The following is a 19,267-nucleotide window of genomic DNA, read 5'->3' on the forward strand; positions in this document are numbered from 1 at the left end:
ATCACTCGGCGGGCGACATCCGCAACCGGCAGGGTGGCGGTGACCGCGGTCGGCACCAGGGGTTACCGTCCCACCATGCCCCCCACTCGCGGTCCTGCCATGGTCACCGTCGTCGGCATCGGTGCCGACGGGTGGGACGGACTGTCCGGCGCCGGCCGTGCGGCGCTACGCGTGGCCACCGTACTGATGGGCAGCCGACGACAGATCGACCTGATCCCGGTGCCGCACCGGCCGGCGGCCACCGTCGCCTGGCCGACGCCGCTCCTCACTCACCTGCCCGGACTCATCGACGAACAGCGCGGACAGCATGTCGCGGTGCTGGCCAGCGGCGACCCGATGCACTACGGAATCGGTAGCACCCTCGTCCGGCTGCTCGGCACCGAGCGCGTACGGGCGGTGCCCCACCCGTCGGCGACCTCCCTGACCTGTGCCCGACTCGGTTGGCCGATCGAAGAGGTCGACGTGATCAGCACCGTCGGTCGCCCGGTACAACTGCTGCATCCGTGGATACAGCCGCACCGGCGCCTGGTGGTGCTGAGCTCAGGCGCCGACACCCCCGGCGAGGTGGCCGGACTGCTGACCTCCCGAGGGTACGGGCCGAGCGCGCTGACCGTGCTCGAGCAACTCGGCGGCGTGCGAGAGCGGGTACGGACCGTCGCCGCACAGGACTGGTCCGGCCCCGCCCCCGACCCGCTCAACGTGGTCGCGGTGCAGTGCCGGGCCGAGCCGCACATTGTGCCGTTGCCCCGCGTTCCCGGGCTACCGGACGACACCTACCAGCATGACGGGCAGCTGACCAAACGCGAGGTACGGGCGATCACGCTGGCCCGACTGGGCCCGCTGCCGGGGCACCTGCTCTGGGACATTGGTGCTGGTTCGGGCAGCATCGCCATCGAGTGGGCACGGACCCACCCGCAGTGCCGGTCGATCGCCGTCGAGCAGGATCCACAGCGGGCGCGACGGATCGTCGACAACGCGACGGCACTCGGCGTACCAGGGGTGCGGGTGGTCACCGGGACAGCACCCGACTCGCTCGCCGGGCTCGATCCCCCGGACGCGGTGTTCGTCGGCGGCGGGGTCACCACCTACGGGCTACTCGACACCGCCTGGTCGGCGCTGCGACCCGGTGGCCGGCTGGTTGTCAACGCGGTCACCCTGGAGTCCGAGGCCGTACTGGCCGACTGGTACGCCCGGTTCGGTGGTGACCTGGCCCGGATCACGATCAACCGGGCCGCACCGGTCGGCGGCTTCACCGGTTGGCGGCCACTGATGCCGGTCACCCAGTGGGTGGTGCACCGGTCGTGACCGTCCACTTCATAGGCGCCGGCCCCGGTGCCGCCGACCTGATAACCGTCCGTGGCCGCGACGCCATCGCCGCCAGCCCGGTCTGCCTGTACGCCGGCAGCCTGGTGCCGGCGGAACTGCTCGCCCACTGCCCCGCCGGGACACGTCTGGTGGACACCGCCAACCTCACCCTCGACGAGATCGTCACCGAGATGGTCACCGCGCACGCCGCCGGGCTGGACGTGGCCCGGCTGCACTCCGGCGACCCGTCGGTGTTCAGCGCTGTGGCGGAGCAGATCCGCCGGCTCGATGTGGCGGGGGTGCCGTACCGCATCGTGCCCGGGGTGCCGGCGTTCGCCGCGGCCGCCGCGGCGCTCGGCCGGGAGCTGACGGTGCCAGGTGTCGGGCAGACGGTGATCCTGACCCGGGTGTCGGCACAGTCGACCCCGATGCCGCCGGGTGAGGAGCTGGCCACCCTCGGCGCGACCCGGGCCACCCTCGTGCTGCACCTGGCGGTGCAGCGCATCGACGCGGTCGTCGCCGACCTGCTGCCGCACTACGGCGCGGACTGTCCGGTGGCGGTGGTCGTCCGGGCGAGCCGCCCCGACGAGGTGGTGCTGCGTGGAACGCTGGCCGACATCGCCGCATCGGTGCACGCAGCCGGCGTCGTACGCACCGCGGTCATCATCGTCGGTGCGGTCCTGGGCGCCGCCGGTTTTCCGGACAGCCATCTCTACAGCGCCGGCCGGTGCCGGCAGTGACCACCAGCGGACGGATCCGGGCTGGCGGCCGCGCCGGGCCACGGCTGCGGGTGTTGATCCTCGGCGGTACGGCGCAGGCCCGCCAACTGGCCGCTGAAGCTACCGCGGTCACGGACGCGCCCCCGGCCGGGCGAGTGGTGACCTCGCTGGCCGGCCGGGTCGCCCGCCCCCGGCTGCCGGCCGGCGAGACCCGCGTCGGCGGCTTCGGCGGACCCGACGGGCTGGCCCGTTGGCTGCGCGACGAGCAGATCAGCGCGGTGGTCGACGCCACCCATCCGTTCGCCACCCGGATCGCCGCGTCGGCGGTCGCCGCCTGTACCGAGACCGGGATTCCGCTGCTGGTGCTGCGCCGTCCCGGCTGGGTCGCCGGCCCCGGCGACGACTGGCACCGGGTGCTGGACCTGGGCGCTGCGGCAGCAGCATTGCCGGTGCTCGGCCGGCGGGCGATGCTGACCACCGGCCGGCAGAGCCTGCCCGCCTTCGCACCACTGGACGGGATCTTCTTCCTGATCCGCACAGTGGATCCGCCGCAGCCACCGTTGCCGGCCGACCGGGTGCTACTGCTCGACCGAGGTCCGTACACGGTGGAGGGTGAGGTGGCGTTGATGCGCCGGCACGACATCGACGTGCTGGTCACCAAGGACAGCGGCGGCGAGGAGACAGCGGCCAAGCTGACCGCTGCCAACCGTCTCGGGTTGCCGGTGCTGATGGTGGACCGGGCCCCGGCACCGGACACGGCGACGGTCGCCACCGTCGACGCGGCCCTCGCCTGGCTACTCGCCCTGCCCCAGTCCGCCGGGGCATCGGGTGATCAGACCGGGTAGCGGCGCGGAGTGAACACCACCGGCGGACCATCACCGGTCGAGGCGACCCGGGTGGTGGACGAGCCGACGATCAACAGCGTCCGCATGTCCACCATCGCCGGATCCAGCTGGGCCAACTCCACCACCTCGAGCCGTTCGCCAACGCCACCGACATCGCGGCCGAGCACCACCGGGGTACCCGCCGCCCGGTGCTCCAGCAACAGGTCCCGGGCCTTCGCCAGCTGCCAGGTGCGACTGCGCGACGCCGGGTTGTAGATGGCGATCACCAGGTCGGCCCGGGCGGCGGCTAGCAGCCGCCGTTCGATCACCGGCCATGGTTTGAGCTGGTCCGACAGCGACAGCACACAGTAGTCGTGGCCGAGCGGGGCACCGACCCGGCTCGCCACCGCCTGAGCCGCGGTCACCCCGGGCAACACCCGCACCGGCACACCCTTCCAGCGCGGCTCGGCTGCGACCTCCAGCACGGCCGCGGCCATCGCGAACACGCCGGGGTCGCCGGAGGAGACCACCGCCACCCGGGCACCGTCGGCCGCCAACTCCAACGCGTACGCGGCTCGTTGCGCCTCGACCCGGTTGTCCGACGGATGCCTGCGCTGGCGCGGGTTGACCGCCACCCGGTCGAGATACGGCCCGTAGCCGACCAGGTCGTCGGCGGCGGCCAGGACTGCCTGAGCCTGCGGAGTGATCCAGTCCCGCCCGGCCGGACCGAGCCCGACCACCACGACCTCGCCCGGGCCGGACACGGCGTTGACCACTCGTGCCTGCTCGGCGTCACCCGGCACCGCGACGGCATCACCCGGCACCGCGGTTGCAGGACCTGGCGTCGCAGCGACGTCGCCCGGTACCGACGTTGCGACGCCGCCGAGTCGGCTGGCCAGCAGTGCGAGCGAGAAGTACGGCACCGTGTCCGGGTCGACGCCGGCCAGTGGTTCGACGCGCTCGCCGTCGGTGCTGGCCCGCTCGACATACCAGGCGTCGTCGAGCCGGCCGGCGGCCGCCAGCGCCTCGCGTACGGCGGGGAACGTCCGACCGAGCTTGAGCACGACGGCGGCGTCGGTGTCGGCGAGCCGGCGGTCCAGCTCCTCCGTCGGTAGCGTGCCGGGCAGCACGGTCAGCACCTCGTCGGCCTCGACCAGCGGCTGGCCCAACGCCGCGGCCGCGCCGCTCATCGAGGTGACTCCGGGCACCACCTCGGTGCGGTAGCGGTGCGCCAGGCGCTTGTGTAGGTGCATGTAGGAGCCGTAGAAGAGCGGGTCGCCTTCGGCGAGCACCACCACCGTCCGCCCGGCGTCGAGGTGGACGGCGAGCCGGCGCGCGCAGTCGGCGTAGAACTCCTGCATCGCCGCCCGGTAGCCACCCGGATGGGAGCTCTTCTCTGTCGTCACCGGATAGACCAGCGGCTCCTCGACCTGCCCGGGACGCAGGTAGGGTTCGGCGATCGACCGGGCGACGCTGCGGCCGTGCCGGGCACTGTGGTAGGCCACCACGTCGGCGGCCCCGATCAGCCGGGACGCCTTGACGGTGACCAGGTCCGGGTCACCGGGCCCGAGACCAACTCCATAAAGCCGGCCCGGCCCGTTCGCTGCTGTGGTCACCGAATCCCCCATCCCTCGTCGTCGCTGGCGATCGCGTTGACTGCTGCGGCGGCCATCGCGCTGCCACCGCGCCGACCCCGTACCACCAGGTGTTCCACCCCGCTGGAGTGCCCGACGAGCGCCAGTTTCGACTCCGCCGCGCCGATGAAGCCAACCGGTACGCCGAGTACCGCGGCCGGCCGGGCGGCACCGGACCCGATCAGCTCCAGCAGCCGGAACAGCGCCGTCGGGGCGTTGCCGACTGCGACGACCGCGCCGTCGAGTCGGTCGCCCCACAGGTCCACGGCAGCGGCGCTGCGGGTGGTGCCCAGCCGGGCTGCCAGCTCCGGCACCCCGGGATCGGTCAACGTGCACAGCACCGGGTTGTCGGCGGGCAGCCGTAGGCGGGTGATGCCGGCCGCGACCATGGTGGCGTCGCAGAGCACCGGTGCCCCGGCCCGCAACGCGGACCGGGCCGCGGCGACGACCTGGGGCGAGAAGATCAGATCCTCGACGAGGTCGACCATGCCACAGGAATGGATCATCCGGACAGCGACCCGGGCCTGTTCGGCGGTGAACCGGCTCAGGTCGGTCTCGGCTCGGATGGTGGCGAACGACTGCCGGTAGATCTCGGCCCCGTCGCGGACGTGTTCCATCACGGCTCCTCACGTGCGGTGCGGACGGCGGCGGCCAACGCCGCGCCTGGTAGAACGTGGACGGCGGACCGGCCGGTGGCGTCCACCTGGTAGCCGTCGCCGGTGGCGAGCACCCGCACGACCCGGCCGGTCGGGGTACCGCAGCCACGTTCACAGCCGATCCAGTGCACCGGCAGGCCGACCCCGGCCGGGTCCGACCGGTCGCCGTGCGCCGCTGTCGCGTCGGCCCGGACATCGGCCCGGGATCGGAGACACCCGGGCCGGCCGGCGCAGGCGGTGACGCCGAGCCAGGGTGATCCGGGGTCGGTGACGAGTCCTGCGGTGCGCAGCCGACCCGCCCAGTCCGGCGCGTCGATGACGGTGGGCAGCACCACCGCCCGCCACGGGGTGATCCGTAGCTGCGGCGAGGCGGCGGCGAGCAGGTCTGCCTGCCCGGCGGTGAGCCGTCCCAACGGGACGGCCAGGACCAGAGCGTGGTCGCCGTCGGGGCGACGCAGGACGCCCACCGACGGTTCGGGTATGTGCCGTGGCAGCGGCCGCCGGTGCGCCGTCGGCACCTGGTGGACCCCCGGCTCGGTGGCGACCCGCGCGATGATCCGGGCCACCTCGGCGGCGGTCAGGTCACCGACCCGCCAGATGGTGCCGTCCACGGCCCGCTGGTCGGCGACGAAGCCTCGGGCGACCGCGACGGCCACCCGTACCGCGTCGGAGTGGCCGGTGCGCAGTCCGTGGTCGACGCCGGCGAGCGCGACGACGACCAATCCGTCCGTGCCGGGCAGCAGGCCCACGTCGGGACGCGCCGAGATGGTGTCGCCGCGCCCGTCGTCCACAGCGAACAGGAAACGCCCGGACAGCCGGGTCAGCTGCGGCTGGGCGCAGATCGCCGCATCTAGCGCCCGGACCTGCGCCGCGACGTTCCAGTCCGGCACGTTGTCCACCCCGGCAAGGGGGGAGCCGAGGATGTTGCGGACCCGGTCGTGACCCGGCGTGGGCAGCAGACCGGCGGCGCTCAACCGGCCGGCGAGCGCCTCGGCGGCGTCGACGTCGACCCCGCGTAGCTGTACGTTCGCCCGGCTGGTCAGCTCCAATCGCCCATCGCCGAGCTCGCGGGCGGCGGCGGCCAGGGCGGTCAGCTGGCCGGCGGTGAGCAGTCCGCCCGGGCAGCGGATCCGGGCAAGGTGTCCGTCGGCGGCCTGATGCAGCTGCAACGCGCCGGGACAGGCGTCGGGGCCGCCCCGGACGGGCGGCGACGGCGAGGCTGGCACGCGGCGGATACTACGGGCTGCCCCCAGGAGACGACGTGGTCGCGGCGATTTCATCACACCTTGACGAAACGTCTGTCAGTCGTGACAGTTGTCGGTAGCCAGCTGCGGCGGCACGTGGAGGAAGCCGGTGTGATTCCGGCGCGGTCCCGCCACTGTCACCGGGGAGCAGACCCCACCGAAGGCCACGGCCCCGATCCACGGGGCGGGAAGGCCGGGGCGAGCGTCGATCCGGGAGCCAGGAGACTCCGGTCGCCGCGACCGACGACCCGGGGCGCGGACCCCGAGGGAGGACCAGGCATCCCATGATGCTGCTTTTATCCACCTCAGACACTGATCTGTTGAGTGGACGGGCCAGCGGCGCCGACTGGCACCTGGCGAACCCGGCCCGGCTGTCGGTCGACGACCTTCCGCAGCTGCTGCCCGACGTCGAACTCGTAGTGGTCCGGCTTCTCGGCGGCCGACGGGCCTGGCCGGACGGACTCGACGCGCTGCTGTCCGGCCCACGGCCGGTCGTCGTACTCAGCGGAGAGCAGGCACCGGACGCGGCGCTGATGGAGCTGTCCACCGTGCCGGCCGGGGTGGCCGCCCAGGCGCACGCCTACCTGGCCCACGGCGGGCCGGCCAACCTGACGCAACTGCACCACTTCCTGTCCGACACGGTGCTGCTCACCGGGCACGGCTTCACCGCGCCCGAGCCGGCACCGGAGTGGGGTGTGCTCAGCCGCCCGGCGACGGAACCGACGGACTGTCCGACCGTGGCAGTGCTCTACTACCGGGCACACCACCTGGCCGGCAACACCGGCTTCGTACACACGCTGTGCGATGCGATCGAGGCCGCTGGTGGCCGATCGCTGCCGATCTACTGTGCCTCGCTACGCTCGCCCGACCCACGGCTACTGGCCGCTCTGCGCCAGGCCGATGCCCTGGTGGTCACGGTGCTCGCCGCCGGCGGTACCCGGCCGGCGACCGCCTCCGCCGGGGGCGACGACGACGCGTGGGACGTCGGCGCGCTCACCGAACTGGACGTGCCGATTCTGCAGGGACTCTGCCTGACCAGCTCCCGGCAGACGTGGGCTGACACCGACGACGGACTGTCCCCATTGGATGCGGCTTCCCAGGTCGCCATCCCCGAGTTCGACGGCCGGCTGATCACCGTGCCGTTCTCCTTCAAGGAGATCGACGCCGACGGGTTGTCGGTGTACGTCGCCGACCCGGAACGGTCCGCCCGGGTCGCCGGCATCGCGGTGCGCCACGCCGCGCTGCGCCACATCGCACCGGGCGACAAACGGATCGCGGTGCTGCTGTCGGCATACCCGACGAAGCATGCCCGGATCGGCAACGCGGTCGGCCTGGACACCCCGGCCAGCGTGCTCGCGTTGCTGCGCACGTTGCGCGACGCCGGCTACGACGTCGGGCCGGCCGACGGACCCGACGCGCTGCCCGGGCTGGCCCGCGACGACGGCGACGCGCTGATGCACGCGCTGATCGCCGCCGGCGGGCAGGACCCGGACTGGCTCACCGAGGAGCAACTGGCCGGCAATCCGGTACGTATCCCGGCCGCGGACTACCTCCGCTGGTACGCGCGGTTACCGGCCGACCTGCGTGAGCGGGTCGAGCAGCACTGGGGTCCGCCACCGGGCGAGCTGTACGTCGACCACTCCGGCTCCGGCGACGGCGAGATCGTGTTGGCCGCGCTGCCCGCTGGCAACATCGTGCTGCTGGTACAGCCGCCACGTGGGTTCGGCGCCAACCCGGTGGCCATCTACCACGACCCGGACCTGCCGCCGAGCCACCACTACCTGGCCGCCTACCGCTGGTTGGAGCACGGCTTCGGCGCACACGCCGTGGTGCACGTCGGCAAGCACGGCAACCTGGAGTGGCTGCCCGGCAAGACGGTCGGGCTCAGCGCCGGCTGCGGTCCGGACGCGGCCCTGGGCGACCTACCGCTGATCTACCCGTTCCTGGTCAACGATCCGGGTGAGGGCACCCAGGCCAAGCGGCGGGCGCACGCCACCCTGATCGATCATCTCGTCCCGCCGATGGCCCGCGCCGAAAGCTACGGCGACATCGCCCGGCTGGAACAACTGCTCGACGAGCACGCCAACATCGCCGCCTTGGACCCGGCGAAGCTACCGGCGATCCGGGCGCAGATCTGGACGCTGATCCAGGCCGCCCGGCTCGATCACGACCTCGGCCTGGACGACCGGCCGCACGACGCCGAGTTCGACGACTTCCTGCTGCACGTCGACGGCTGGCTCTGCGAGGTCAAGGACGTGCAGATCCGCGACGGGCTGCACGTACTCGGCGCCGCCCCGGTCGGCGAGGCCCGGGTCAACCTGGTGCTGGCCATGTTGCGGGCCCGGCAGATGTGGGGTGGGCAGGTGGCCGCGCTGCCCGGACTGCGCGAGGCACTCGGTCTGGACGAGTCCGGCTCCGACCGCGACGGCACCGACGCCGCCGAGGCCACCGCCCGGGAACTGGTGGCGGCGATGGAGGAACACGGCTGGCAGCCGGCGGCCGCCGGCGAAGTCACCGCCGCGGTGCTCGGCGAACCCGACCCGGACCACACGTCCGGCAGCGACGCCCATGCCGACCGGGCCGCGCTGGTCACCCGGATCCTGCACTTCGCGGCGACCGAGGTGGTACCCCGGCTGGCCCGCACCACCGACGAACTCGCGCACGTCCGACACGCGCTGGCCGGCGGCTACGTGCCGGCCGGGCCGAGTGGTTCCCCGCTGCGCGGGCTGATCAACGTGCTGCCGACCGGTCGCAACTTCTACTCGGTGGACCCGAAGGCGGTGCCGAGCCGACTGGCGTGGGAGACCGGGCAGGCGATGGCCGAGTCCCTGCTGGCCCGCTACCGGGCCGACACCGGTGACTGGCCCCGCTCGGTCGGACTGTCGGTGTGGGGCACCTCGGCGATGCGCACCTCCGGCGACGACATCGCCGAGGTGCTGGCGCTGCTCGGCGTACGGCCGGTGTGGGACGAGGCGTCGCGGCGGGTGACCGGCGTCGCGGTGGTCCCGGCCGAGGAGCTGGGCCGGCCCCGCATCGACGTGACAGTACGGATCAGCGGCTTCTTCCGCGACGCGTTCCCGCATGTGGTGACGATGCTGGACGACGCGGTGCGGCTGGTGGCGGCCCTCGACGAGCCGGACGAGGTCAACTTCGTCGCCGCGCACGCCCGCGCCGACCTGGCCACCCACGGCGACCAGCGGCAGGCCACCATGCGGATCTTCGGCTCCAAGCCGGGCACGTACGGCGCGGGTCTGTTGCAGCTGATCGACAGCCGCAACTGGCGCGACGACGCCGACCTGGCCGAGGTGTACGCAGTGTGGGGCGGCTACGCCTACGGCCGGGACCTCGACGGCGCACCGGCACGGCCGCAGATGGAGTCGGCGTACCGGCGGATCGCCGTGGCCGCCAAGAACATCGACACCCGCGAGCACGACATCGCCGACTCCGACGACTACTTCCAGTACCACGGCGGCATGATCGCCACGGTACGGGCGTTGACCGGGTCGGCGCCGACGGCCTACATCGGCGACAGCACCCGCCCGGAGGCGGTGCGTACCCGGGCGCTGCACGAGGAGACGGCCCGGATCTTCCGGGCCCGGGTGGTGAACCCTCGCTGGTTGGCGGCGATGCGCCGGCACGGCTACAAAGGAGCGTTCGAGCTGGCCGCCACGGTCGACTACCTGTTCGGTTACGACGCCACCGCCGGGGTGGTGGCCGACTGGATGTACGACAAACTCGCCGAGACGTACGTGCTCGACGAGGAGAATCAGCGGTTCCTGGCCGAGTCGAACCCGTGGGCCCTGCACGGCATCACCGAACGTCTGCTGGAGGCAGCCGACCGCAAACTCTGGGAGTATCCCGACCCGGCGGTGCTCGACGGGCTGCGGGAGGTGTTCCTGCGTACCGAGGGCGATCTGGAGGACCGCGCCGGGTGAGGCGGGCGGGCCGGCCCGGGTCGACGTAGAGTCGGCGTCATGGGTCGGGAGAGCACCTGGTACGGCGGGACCGTGACGGCGGGCGCCGAGCCGGCGAGTGTGCTGCTGCCCGGCCACGACGTGCCGCTGGGCCGCTACACGACGGTCCGGCGGCTGCTACCGCAGCGTCCCCGCCGGATGGTCGGGGCCTGGTGCTTCGTCGACCATTTCGGGCCGGACGACGTGGCCGACCGGCCCGGCATGCAGATCCCGCCGCACCCGCACACCGGTCTGCAGACCGTCACCTGGCTGGCCGAGGGTGAGATCCTGCACCGCGACAGCCTGGGCAGTACGCAGTCGATCGTGCCGGGGCAGCTCAATCTGATGACCTCCGGGCACGGCATCGCCCACTCGGAGCAGTCGCCGCCGGCCCATCCGCCGGTGATGCACGGGCTGCAGCTGTGGGTGGCGCTGCCGGAGGCGGCCCGGCACGGTGAACCCCGCTTCGAACACCACGCCGACCTGCCGCAGGTCGCCGCCGGTGACGCCCGACTCACCGTGGTGGTCGGCGAGTACGGGTCGGTCCGGTCCCCGGCGCGGATGGCCAGCCCGATCGTCGGGGTCGAGATCGGTGTCGACGGCACCGGGCCGATCGGGCTGACACTGCGCGACGACTTCGAGTACGCCCTGCTGGCGATGTCGGGCCGAGCCCGGGTCGACGGGGTGGAGTTGGCACCGGGCGGGCTGCTCTACCTGGGCGAGGGCCGGTCCACGACGACGGTCGACACCGCCGGACCGGCCCGGCTGTTCCTGCTGGGCGGCGAACCGTTCGACGAGCCGCTGGTCATGTGGTGGAACTTCGTGGCCCGCAACCACCAGGAGCTCGTGGCCGCCCGCGACGACTGGTCGGCCGGCCGCCGGTTCGGCGCCGTGACCGGATGCGCGGACCCCCCGCTGCCCGCGCCGGAAATGCCGATCACCCGGATCAAGGCACGTGACCGGCACGGCCGTACCGTCGCCTGAGCGCACCGCCGACCGCCGTCCGCTCTGCCGCCCCACTACGAGAAGTGCGGCGACAGTCTTTACTGTTAACAATCTTTACTTTATCTTCGTGGATACGACGGTCGCCCATCTCCCCACCGCCACCCCCACGACGTGCGGAGTCCGCCATGCGACAACGGATCACCCTGCCCCTGCTCACCGCCGGTGTCGTGCTCGCCACCCTGCTGGTCGCCACCCCGGCGGGCGCGCACGGCTACATCGCCCACCCACCGAGCCGGCAGGCGATGTGCGCCCAGGGCCGGGTCGCCAACTGCGGCCCGATCGTATGGGAGCCGCAGAGCGTCGAAGGCCCCAAGGGGCAGCGCAACTGCCACGGCGGGCTGAGCCAGTTCGCCATCCTCAACGACGACACGGTCGACTGGCCGACGACTCCGGTCGGCGGCTCGGTGACCTTCACCTGGACGCTCACCGCCCGACACGCCACCAGCACCTGGGAATACTTCGTCGGCGGCACCCGGATCGCCGTGTTCGACGACGGCGGCCGCCAGCCCAACGCCACCGTGGCGCACAACGTGAGCCTCGGCGACCGCACCGGCCGGCAGAAGGTTCTGGCCATCTGGAACATCGCCGACACCCCGATGGCGTTCTACTCGTGTGTGGATGTCCAGATCGACGGCGGCCCCGGGCCTACTCCCACCTCGCCACCGCCGCCCACCCCCACTTCGCCACCGCCGCCGACCACCGCACCGCCCACCACCAACCCACCCGGTCAGCCCGGTGGTACCTGGTCGGCCGGCACCATCTACCAGGTCGGTGCCATCGTCAGCTACGCCGGCGCCAACTACCGGTGCCGGCAGGCACACACCGCGCTCGCCGGCTGGGAACCGCCGAACGTGCCGGCTCTGTGGGAACGCGCCTGACCGGCAGGCGGACCAGCGCCCCGCCGGAGACCAGCGCACCACCCGCCATGACCAGGTCCCCGATCCCCCGCCGGGCGGCGACGGCACTGCTCGTCGCCAGCCTCGCCACCACCGTCGCGGGCTGCGTCACCGCGCCACCGGCGGCATCCGGCACCGCCGCTACCACCAGGCCGACCGCTACCGAGCCGGCCCCCGGACCAGCGGAGAGCACCTTCAACGCCGTCGATGTGATGTTCTTGCAGATGACGCTCGACCAGCACGCTGCCGCAGCCGAACTCACCCGACTGGCCACCGCCAGGTCAACCGATGCCGAGGTACGGATGCTGGCAGCGGCGATCGAGGTGACCCAGGCAGACGAGGCGCACACCATGTCCGGCTGGTTGGCGGCCTGGGGCCAGCCGACCACGCCGGAGCCCGACGCGTCCGGCGCGCACGGCTGGCACGGAGAGCACGACGGGCACGACGCGCTACGCGGCAGCACCGCAGCCGACATCGCGCTGCTCGTCAGCAGTCCGGCGGACGAGTTCGACCGAACCTTCCTCAACATCCTCATCGCCCACCAGCACAACGCGGTGGAACTCGCCCGGATGGCCCGCGACGCCGGCACCGACCCGCAGGTACGCGACCTGGCCGAACTCATCGACCGGTCCCGTACCGCACAGATCAGCCAGATGCTCACGATGCTGGACCGAGGTCAGTGACCAGCAGCCGTCGACGCCCGGTGCTGGTGGGCGGAGGCGGCGGTACCGCTGGGCAACGGCCGCAGTCAGTTCAGCCGGACGGTTACACCGCCAGAGAACAGCGAGTCGTGCAGCTCCAGGGAGACAAGGTCGACGCCCTTCGGCACATCGAACGCGACAACGGCGGTCACCTGGTTGCCGGGGTTGATGGCGGTCAAGAACGACTCGGCGTCCTGGTTGACCGCGAGCCCGGCCCCGGTGTCCGCGTCAAACTGCCGGCCATCCTTGTCGAATGCGCTCTGGCTGCCGTCGTGGAACGTCCTGGCCTCATCGCCGATGTTCTTGATCCGCATCGTGATCAGGCAGTACTGACCCTGTGCAGTCTTGGTAAGGAAGCCACTGCCGACCTCCGCCTTGCCGCACTCGATCTTGTTCACGACGAATTCGAACTTCCCATCCCGGACGGGGTCCCCGATCCCGGGCTCCGCTGCCTGCGTAGGCGCTGCGGCGGCCTGGGCGGAGGCCTCAGGTTCGTCGCCATCGGCAGGGTCTGCGGCAGAACCGTTGTCATCTCCCGACACGACACCCTCGGCGGCCGGCTCCACCTGCGGGTCGGACTTGCCTTGGGCAGTCGACGTCGTCTCTTCCGCCGACCCGTCGAGTGCACCGATGAGTGCGCCGCCACCGCAGCAGAAAAGGACGACCACCGCGGCGATGATCCCGACGATCCCGAGCGGCGTGAGTTTCGCTCGTGCCGGTGGCCCCGGCTGCGGAGGAACTCCGTAGGAAGGCACGGCGCCGGGAGGGTACGCCCCTGGCGGGTAACTCCCGGTCGGCGGGGTACCCGGCGGGTATGGCCCCGGATAAGGGCTTCCATTTCCGCCGGACGGGTACTGGGACGGGCCAGGGATCGTCACCGGCTAACTATCGGCGATCGGCGGTCGTGCCCGGATGGACCGGGCGACTCGATCACGATCCACTAATGATGGTGCGCCACTCTTCTACCAGCCGCGACGCACAGACGGCCGGCTACCAAGACAGCCCAGGCGGCGAGACGACTGCCAGCCGGTCGGCCAACGCCCAGCGTTTGTCGTTGACTTGCCAGTGTCGGAAGCTGTATCGCCCGAGACCTCGACGAGGAGCAAGCATTTCGTTTATGTCAGGTATATCACCACCGAAGCGGCAGTTCCGGGGCATCTGGCTCGCGACGGTCGCCAACCTGGACTGGCCGAGCCGGCCCGGACTGAGCCCGGCCGCCCAGCGGGCGGAGCTGCGCGGCTGGCTGGACCTCGCCCGGCGGCTGCGGTGCAATGCCGTCGTCGTGCAGGTCCGACCGGCCGCCGACGCGCTGTGGCCCTCGCCGTACGAGCCGTGGTCGGCGGTGCTCACCGGCGGGCAGGGCGGCCACCCCGGCTACGACCCGCTCGGTTTCCTGGTCACCGAGGCGCACGCTCGCAATCTGGAGCTGCACGCCTGGTTCAACCCGTACCGGATCGCCAACCACGCCGCCCCTGAACGGCTGGTCGCCGACCACCCGGCCCGGCGCAACCCGGACTGGGTCGTCGCGTACGCCGGCCGGCTCTACTACGACCCGGGCATCCCGGCGGTGCGGTCCTTCGCCCAGGACGCGATGCTCGACGCGGTCACCCGTTACGACATCGACGCGGTCCACTGGGACGACTACTTCTACCCGTACCCGGTCGCCGGCGAGGCCTTCGCCGACCACGCCACGTTCGCGCGGTACGGTGCCGGCTTCGGCAGCGTCGAGGCGTGGCGCCGGCACAACGTCGACCGTCTCGTCGAGCAGATGAGCGGGCGGCTGCGCGCGGTCAAGCCGTGGGTGCGGTTCGGCATCAGCCCGTTCGGCATCTGGCGCAACGCCACCACCGACCCGCTCGGGTCGCGTACCGCCGGACTGCAGTCCTACGACGCGATCCACGCCGACACCCGCCACTGGGTACGCGAACAATGGATCGACTACGTGGCACCCCAGCTGTACTGGCACCTCGGACACCCGGCGGCCGACTACGCCGAACTGGTCCGCTGGTGGTCCGAGGTGGTGGCCGGCACCACCGTGGAGTTGATCGTCGGGCAGTCGACCTACCGGGCGGGTGCCGCCGGCCAGGACCCGGCCTGGCAGGACCCGGCGGAGCTGAGCCGCCACCTGCACCTGCACCGGGCCTACCCGCAGGTTCGCGGTGATCTGCAGTTCAGCGCCAAGGACGTACGCGCCGACCGACTCGGTGCGGTCAGCCGGCTGGTCGCCGAGCATTACTCGCGGCCCGCGCTGGCGCCGGTGGCGGCCGGTCGCGGCGGCACCCCGGCACCGGGCACCGTCCCACCCCCGCCGACCGTCACCGCCGCGGTCCGCACCCCGACCGGGGTACGTCTGGACTGGCTGCCCGTCCCCGGCAGCACCCCGACCGCGTACGCGGTCTACCGACTCGCCGGCACCGACGCGGCCGACCAGACGGCGCTCGACGACGCCCGACACCTGCTGGCGACGGTACGCGCCACCGGTGCCGGTGACTCCTTCGCCGACGCCACGGCGGCGGCGGGGTCCGCGTACACCTATCTGGTCACCGCGCTGGACCGTCAGCACCGGGAAAGCCCACCGGGCCCGGCGCGGGTGCTGACCGCCGGCAGCGACGCGTTCAGCGTGATCGTCGACAACGGCACCCCGGGTGGGTTCACCGCCAGCGCCGCCTGGGGTACGTCGAGCTGGTCGGCCGGACGCTACGGCGCCGACTACCGGTTCACCACGGCGCAGCCGGTCAGCGACCCGGCCTGGTTCACCGTGACGGTGCCGGCCACCGGCAACTACCGGGTCGAGGTGTGGCATCCGGCGGCAGCCGGCTACCACCCGGGCGCACCGCATCTGGTGCAGACCACCACCGGACTGGTCACCCGGCCGGTGGACCAACGCGCCGACGGTGGGCGGTGGCGGGAACTGGGCGTCTTCCCATTGGCGGCAGGCCGGCGGCCGGTGGTCGGGGTGAGCCGATGGGCACCGGCCGGCGGCCACATCATCGCCGACGCGGTGCGCCTCACCCGCGTACCCTGATGGTGCTCCCGACCCGCCGCAGGTCCCACCCGGAGGCATGGATGCAGGCGACTGTCCGCGCGGCGACGGTTTCCGACGCCGCCGCCCTGGGTGCGCTGCGGTGGCGACGGCAGACCGAGGAGCGGGGCTACCCGGGCACCGACCGGGCCGACTTCATCGCGCACTTCTCGGCCTGGGCCGCCGCCCATGCGGCGACCCATCTGCCGTTCCTCGCCGAGGCCGACGGCGAGGTGATCGGGATGGCCTGGCTGATGGTCGCCGACCGGGTGCCCCATCCGGGACACCCGGTCCGGCACAGCGGAGACGTGCAGTCGGTGTACGTGGTCCCGGAGCTGCGCGACAGCGGGGTCGGTGCGGCGCTGCTCGACGCGGTGCTGTGCAAGGCGGCGGAGTTGGAGCTGGAGCACGTCACCGTCCACTCCACCGAGCGGGCGGTGCCGTTCTACCATCGGGTGGGCTTCCAGCAGGACCGGCTCTGGCTCCGCTGGAAGCAGGCCTGAGTTCCGAGCCGCCTGCGGCGCGTAGCGCGGCGGCGGGGCGCGATACCGCCACGCACCGAGTTGGTTCCGAGCCCGACTCGCATATCTTCAATCAACGCCTGCCAATTCATGGAGATCCGGCCGGCAGACACGGGAACCCGTGCCGACGCCGGCCCGTCTGATGGATTGTGCCGATCGGAGATCTAAAGGGAGTGCCATGCAGGACATACGAAAAGGTGTGGTTCGCGGAGCGATTGTCTCGCTCTTTCTCGTGCTCGCCGCCACTGCTTGCGCCGGCAACGACGCGAGTGGTGCCCGGAATCCCGAAAGGGTTCCAGAGGAGGAGGTGACGGTGAACCCGACGCCCGGCGCCGACGACGATCTGTTGGGCTGCGGGCAACCGCTGCGTCTGCCGGCCGACCCGGCGCTCAGTCTCGACGCACGTTTCCCCGATACGACGTCGGGCACCGACCAGATGGTCACCGGCACCGTCGAGGTCACCAGCCAGCGGGATGTCCGGGGCGTCGTCAGCCAGCAGGCCGAGATGTTCCTGGTCCGGGACGACCGGGTGGTGGGCGTCCCGCTGGCACAGGACCTGCTGGGCGTCCAGTTCGATCTCGCCGCCGGCGAGGTCGAGCGGCTGCCCGCCGACGCGACGCTGATCTCGTGTGAGCCGGGTGGCGGGCCGGTTCCGCCGGGCGAGTACGAGCTGTACGCGCGGGTGGTGGTCGCCCCGGACGACGGCGCGGCGTTGGTCTCCTTCGGCGGCCCGTGGCCGATCCAGGTCACCTGAGCGGTGGCCGGACGGGTCCGGGCCGGGATCGGGTGGTGGTCCCCGGCCCCGGCCCCGGCCCCGGCCCCGGCCCCGGCCCCGGCCATCAACCGAACGCCGGTCAGCCGGTGACGATGCTGACCCCGTAGGCGGCCTGGACGTCGAGCCACCGCTCGGCGTAGCTGGTGACGCCGTTGCCGGCGATGATGTTCCCGCGGATCCAGGCGCCGCCGGAGGTGTCCTTGACGTAGAACGGGCTGCCTGAGTCGCCGCCCGCCGGCTGGGTGCCGCCGGTGAAGACGATGACCGGCGACTTGCAACCGGTCGACGTGCACACCTGCCCGGTGATGCTGGTCGCGGTGTGCCCACAGTGTTCGCCGGTGGTGCGGCCGCTGTGGCAGTAGTCGGCGAATCCGACGTAGGCGGTGCCGGCCGCGACGACCGGGGCGCTGGAGGTGCTGGTGACACCGCCGGTGAAGATGCGTCCCGAGTAGGAGCGGCCGCCGACCAGTTCCATGTCCTGGGCGTGCCCGCTCACCGTGGGCAACCGCCGGTTGGAGACGGTGCCGTACGGGTTCGCGCCCGACTCGGTCAGCACGTTGACGCCGTTGGCGAAGCAGTGTCCGGCGGTGACCGAGAAACGGGCGCCGGCACTGTTCTGCACCGCGTACCCGGCCGAGCACCACGCGGTGTTCGCGGTCTGGGTGATGCCCCCACCGCCCCAGTACGGCTGGATGTCGTCACGCCGGTGCCAGAGGTCGGCGATTTCGCTCCGCTGGACCCGCACCTCGCTGGCCGTCTGCGCGGTCATCGCACCGGTCGGCCGGGTCAGCGCGGCGACCACCTCGGTGGGCGCGTTCGTCTCCAGGACGATCTCGCCGGTGGTGCCGTCGAGGTAGCTACCGAACGTGTACTTCGTGCCATGGATGGCGACGTAGTCGGCGATCCGCCGCTGCATGGCGGCAAGGGCCGCCGTCGCCACGGCCGACGCGGTGACCGTGGAGTGGGTGCCCCGGTCCGGTGCCACCGTCCTGGCCGCCTGCCCGCTGATCGAGCGGGCGGATTCCTTGTCGCCGCCCGGCGCGGCCTGCGCCGCACCGGTGCCGAGCACCGTCAGGGCCACTGCCGCTGCGAGCACGGCACTGGCGAGCGTCTTCTTCTTCACGAGCATGAGTTTCCTCCAGATGAGTTAGCGGCCCGTTTGCCGCAACCTCACCCATGAGAAACGAGAAAACTGTAGATCGACAGTGGAATGTCACTGTTGTGACAGCGGCGCGACGCTCTCGACCCCATCGGGTGGGTGAGAGGTGTCCACTGCCGGACAATTGATGCCCGCATCCATTCTCTCTGCGGCCTCAATTGCCAGATCGAGGACTCGGGCCAGGCCGACCGCCGGGCCGGACCCGGCCGGTTTCGTACGCCCACATCGCGACCTCGACCCGGTTGCGGGCGCCGAGCTTGGCCATCAACGCCGCGATGTGGGTCTTGACCGTGCTGAGGCCGATGAACAGCCCGTGGGCGATCTCGGTGTTGGTGCGACCAGCCGCGACCGCCACGAGCACCTCCTCCTCCCGGTCGGTCAGCGGGTCGATCGGCTGCCGTGGCGGTGTGGCGGGTCCGGCCTGCGCGAACGCTCTGAGCAGCCGGGTGGTGACGGCCGGCGCGATCAACGCGTCGCCGGCGGCCGCGGCACGCACGGCCTGGGTGAGCAGAGCCGTCCCCGCGTCCTTGAGCAGGAATCCGCGCGCCCCCGCGCGCAGCGCGGCGTAGACGTACTCGTCGAGGTCGAAGGTGGTGATGACCACCACGGCGAGCGGATCGGCCACGCCGGGGCCGGCAAGGCTGCGGGTCGCCTCGATGCCGTCCACATCGGGCATCCGGATGTCGAACAGACACACGTCGGGGCGTAGCCGCCCGGCGAGCTCGACCGCACGACGGCCGTCGGCCGCCTCACCGACGACCTCGATGCCGGGCTGGGCGTCGAGGATCATCCTCAACCCGGTTCGCACGATTTCCTGGTCGTCTGCGACGACAACGCGGATGGCCATGCCCGG

At 72.1% G+C, this 19,267-nt stretch carries 16 protein-coding genes and 1 riboswitch; of the genes, 10 read left to right on the top strand and 6 right to left on the bottom strand.

The features are described 5' to 3' along the window. Nucleotides 1–75: 75 nt before the first annotated feature. Genes cbiE through ACFHVL_RS08835 form a run of 3 tightly spaced genes read left to right on the top strand, consistent with a single transcriptional unit; the run spans nt 76 to nt 2,869 of the window. Entirely contained in the window at nt 76–1,305 is a 1,230-nt protein-coding gene (gene cbiE / locus ACFHVL_RS08825) for a precorrin-6y C5,15-methyltransferase (decarboxylating) subunit CbiE (protein ID WP_416626854.1), read from the top strand. Then, nucleotides 1,302–2,045, top strand: coding sequence for a precorrin-4 C(11)-methyltransferase (gene cobM, locus ACFHVL_RS08830; protein ID WP_416626856.1), 744 nt, complete (start codon nt 1,302–1,304; stop codon nt 2,043–2,045). Before cbiE ends, cobM begins: the two co-directional genes overlap by 4 nt. Then, a complete protein-coding gene (locus ACFHVL_RS08835) occupies nt 2,042–2,869 on the top strand; it encodes a cobalt-precorrin-6A reductase (RefSeq protein WP_416626858.1) in 828 nt (275 codons plus the stop codon). The genes cobM and ACFHVL_RS08835 overlap by 4 nt, the downstream gene beginning before the upstream one ends. On the opposite strand, the gene ACFHVL_RS08840 is transcribed toward ACFHVL_RS08835, so the two are convergent. Genes ACFHVL_RS08840 through cobG form a run of 3 tightly spaced genes read right to left on the bottom strand, consistent with a single transcriptional unit; the run spans nt 2,857 to nt 6,364 of the window. Further along, nucleotides 2,857–4,464, bottom strand: a complete 1,608-nt coding sequence (locus tag ACFHVL_RS08840; RefSeq protein ID WP_416626859.1) for a precorrin-2 C(20)-methyltransferase — start codon at nt 4,462–4,464, stop codon at nt 2,857–2,859. The genes ACFHVL_RS08835 and ACFHVL_RS08840 overlap by 13 nt on opposite strands. Then, the gene (locus ACFHVL_RS08845) at nt 4,461–5,102 is read right to left on the bottom strand and encodes a precorrin-8X methylmutase (RefSeq protein WP_416626861.1); all 642 of its coding nucleotides are present in this window, start codon (nt 5,100–5,102) and stop codon (nt 4,461–4,463) included. The genes ACFHVL_RS08840 and ACFHVL_RS08845 overlap by 4 nt, the downstream gene beginning before the upstream one ends. After that, entirely contained in the window at nt 5,099–6,364 is a 1,266-nt protein-coding gene (gene cobG / locus ACFHVL_RS08850; protein ID WP_416626863.1) for a precorrin-3B synthase, read from the bottom strand. The genes ACFHVL_RS08845 and cobG overlap by 4 nt, the downstream gene beginning before the upstream one ends. A 117-nt stretch (nt 6,365–6,481) precedes the next feature. After that, a riboswitch (cobalamin riboswitch) is annotated at nt 6,482–6,610 on the top strand. Nucleotides 6,611–6,666: 56 nt separating this feature from the next. Here cobG and cobN point away from each other — a divergent pair. The 4 genes from cobN to ACFHVL_RS08870 all read left to right on the top strand — a co-directional run bounded on the left by cobN (nt 6,667) and on the right by ACFHVL_RS08870 (nt 12,919). Further along, entirely contained in the window at nt 6,667–10,317 is a 3,651-nt protein-coding gene (gene cobN / locus ACFHVL_RS08855; protein WP_416626865.1) for a cobaltochelatase subunit CobN, read from the top strand. 39 nt (nt 10,318–10,356) lie between these two features. After that, nucleotides 10,357–11,319 (top strand): pirin family protein, encoded by a 963-nt coding sequence (locus ACFHVL_RS08860; RefSeq protein WP_416626866.1) that lies wholly within the window; start codon nt 10,357–10,359, stop codon nt 11,317–11,319. A 146-nt stretch (nt 11,320–11,465) separates the two neighbouring features. After that, nucleotides 11,466–12,218 carry a lytic polysaccharide monooxygenase gene (locus tag ACFHVL_RS08865; RefSeq protein ID WP_416626867.1) on the top strand — a complete coding sequence of 251 codons (753 nt, stop codon included), beginning with the start codon at nt 11,466–11,468 and terminating at the stop codon, nt 12,216–12,218. 47 nt (nt 12,219–12,265) lie between these two features. Then, nucleotides 12,266–12,919 (top strand): DUF305 domain-containing protein, encoded by a 654-nt coding sequence (locus tag ACFHVL_RS08870; protein ID WP_416626868.1) that lies wholly within the window; start codon nt 12,266–12,268, stop codon nt 12,917–12,919. Nucleotides 12,920–12,984: 65 nt separating this feature from the next. Here ACFHVL_RS08870 and ACFHVL_RS08875 read toward each other — a convergent pair whose 3' ends face one another. Then, nucleotides 12,985–13,605 (bottom strand): DUF4352 domain-containing protein, encoded by a 621-nt coding sequence (locus ACFHVL_RS08875; protein WP_416626870.1) that lies wholly within the window; start codon nt 13,603–13,605, stop codon nt 12,985–12,987. A gap of 449 nt (nt 13,606–14,054) precedes the next feature. Here ACFHVL_RS08875 and ACFHVL_RS08880 point away from each other — a divergent pair, with 449 nt between their 5' ends. The 3 genes from ACFHVL_RS08880 to ACFHVL_RS08890 all read left to right on the top strand — a co-directional run bounded on the left by ACFHVL_RS08880 (nt 14,055) and on the right by ACFHVL_RS08890 (nt 17,234). Continuing rightward, nucleotides 14,055–15,962 (top strand): family 10 glycosylhydrolase, encoded by a 1,908-nt coding sequence (locus ACFHVL_RS08880; protein ID WP_416626872.1) that lies wholly within the window; start codon nt 14,055–14,057, stop codon nt 15,960–15,962. 41 nt (nt 15,963–16,003) lie between these two features. Continuing rightward, nucleotides 16,004–16,462, top strand: coding sequence for a GNAT family N-acetyltransferase (locus ACFHVL_RS08885; RefSeq protein WP_416626874.1), 459 nt, complete (start codon nt 16,004–16,006; stop codon nt 16,460–16,462). A gap of 331 nt (nt 16,463–16,793) precedes the next feature. Beyond that, nucleotides 16,794–17,234: a hypothetical protein gene (locus ACFHVL_RS08890; RefSeq protein ID WP_416626875.1), complete on the top strand. Its 441-nt coding sequence runs from the start codon at nt 16,794–16,796 to the stop codon at nt 17,232–17,234. A gap of 100 nt (nt 17,235–17,334) precedes the next feature. Here ACFHVL_RS08890 and ACFHVL_RS08895 read toward each other — a convergent pair whose 3' ends face one another. Together ACFHVL_RS08895 and ACFHVL_RS08900 are read right to left on the bottom strand one after the other, a co-directional pair. Beyond that, on the bottom strand, nt 17,335–18,384 hold the full coding sequence (locus tag ACFHVL_RS08895) for a hypothetical protein (protein WP_416626877.1): 1,050 nt from the start codon (nt 18,382–18,384) through the stop codon (nt 17,335–17,337). Nucleotides 18,385–18,568: 184 nt separating this feature from the next. Further along, complete coding sequence (locus ACFHVL_RS08900) at nt 18,569–19,261, bottom strand: response regulator transcription factor (protein ID WP_416626879.1); 693 nt, start codon at nt 19,259–19,261, stop codon at nt 18,569–18,571. Nucleotides 19,262–19,267: the final 6 nt, after the last annotated feature.

Source organism: Micromonospora sp. LOL_023, from assembly GCF_048060115.1.
In the GTDB taxonomy this organism is placed as follows: domain Bacteria; phylum Actinomycetota; class Actinomycetes; order Mycobacteriales; family Micromonosporaceae; genus Micromonospora_E.

Bases quoted from the DNA above. Each gene is read 5' to 3' on its own strand.
- cbiE (WP_416626854.1), top strand. From the start codon at position 76: ATGCCCCCCACTCGCGGTCCTGCCATGGTCACCGTCGTCGGCATCGGT.
- cobN (WP_416626865.1), top strand. From the start codon at position 6,667: ATGATGCTGCTTTTATCCACCTCAGACACTGATCTGTTGAGTGGACGG.
- ACFHVL_RS08860 (WP_416626866.1), top strand. From the start codon at position 10,357: ATGGGTCGGGAGAGCACCTGGTACGGCGGGACCGTGACGGCGGGCGCC.
- ACFHVL_RS08865 (WP_416626867.1), top strand. From the start codon at position 11,466: ATGCGACAACGGATCACCCTGCCCCTGCTCACCGCCGGTGTCGTGCTC.
- ACFHVL_RS08870 (WP_416626868.1), top strand. From the start codon at position 12,266: ATGACCAGGTCCCCGATCCCCCGCCGGGCGGCGACGGCACTGCTCGTC.
- ACFHVL_RS08880 (WP_416626872.1), top strand. From the start codon at position 14,055: ATGTCAGGTATATCACCACCGAAGCGGCAGTTCCGGGGCATCTGGCTC.
- ACFHVL_RS08885 (WP_416626874.1), top strand. From the start codon at position 16,004: ATGCAGGCGACTGTCCGCGCGGCGACGGTTTCCGACGCCGCCGCCCTG.
- ACFHVL_RS08895 (WP_416626877.1), bottom strand. From the start codon at position 18,384: ATGCTCGTGAAGAAGAAGACGCTCGCCAGTGCCGTGCTCGCAGCGGCA.
- ACFHVL_RS08900 (WP_416626879.1), bottom strand. From the start codon at position 19,261: ATGGCCATCCGCGTTGTCGTCGCAGACGACCAGGAAATCGTGCGAACC.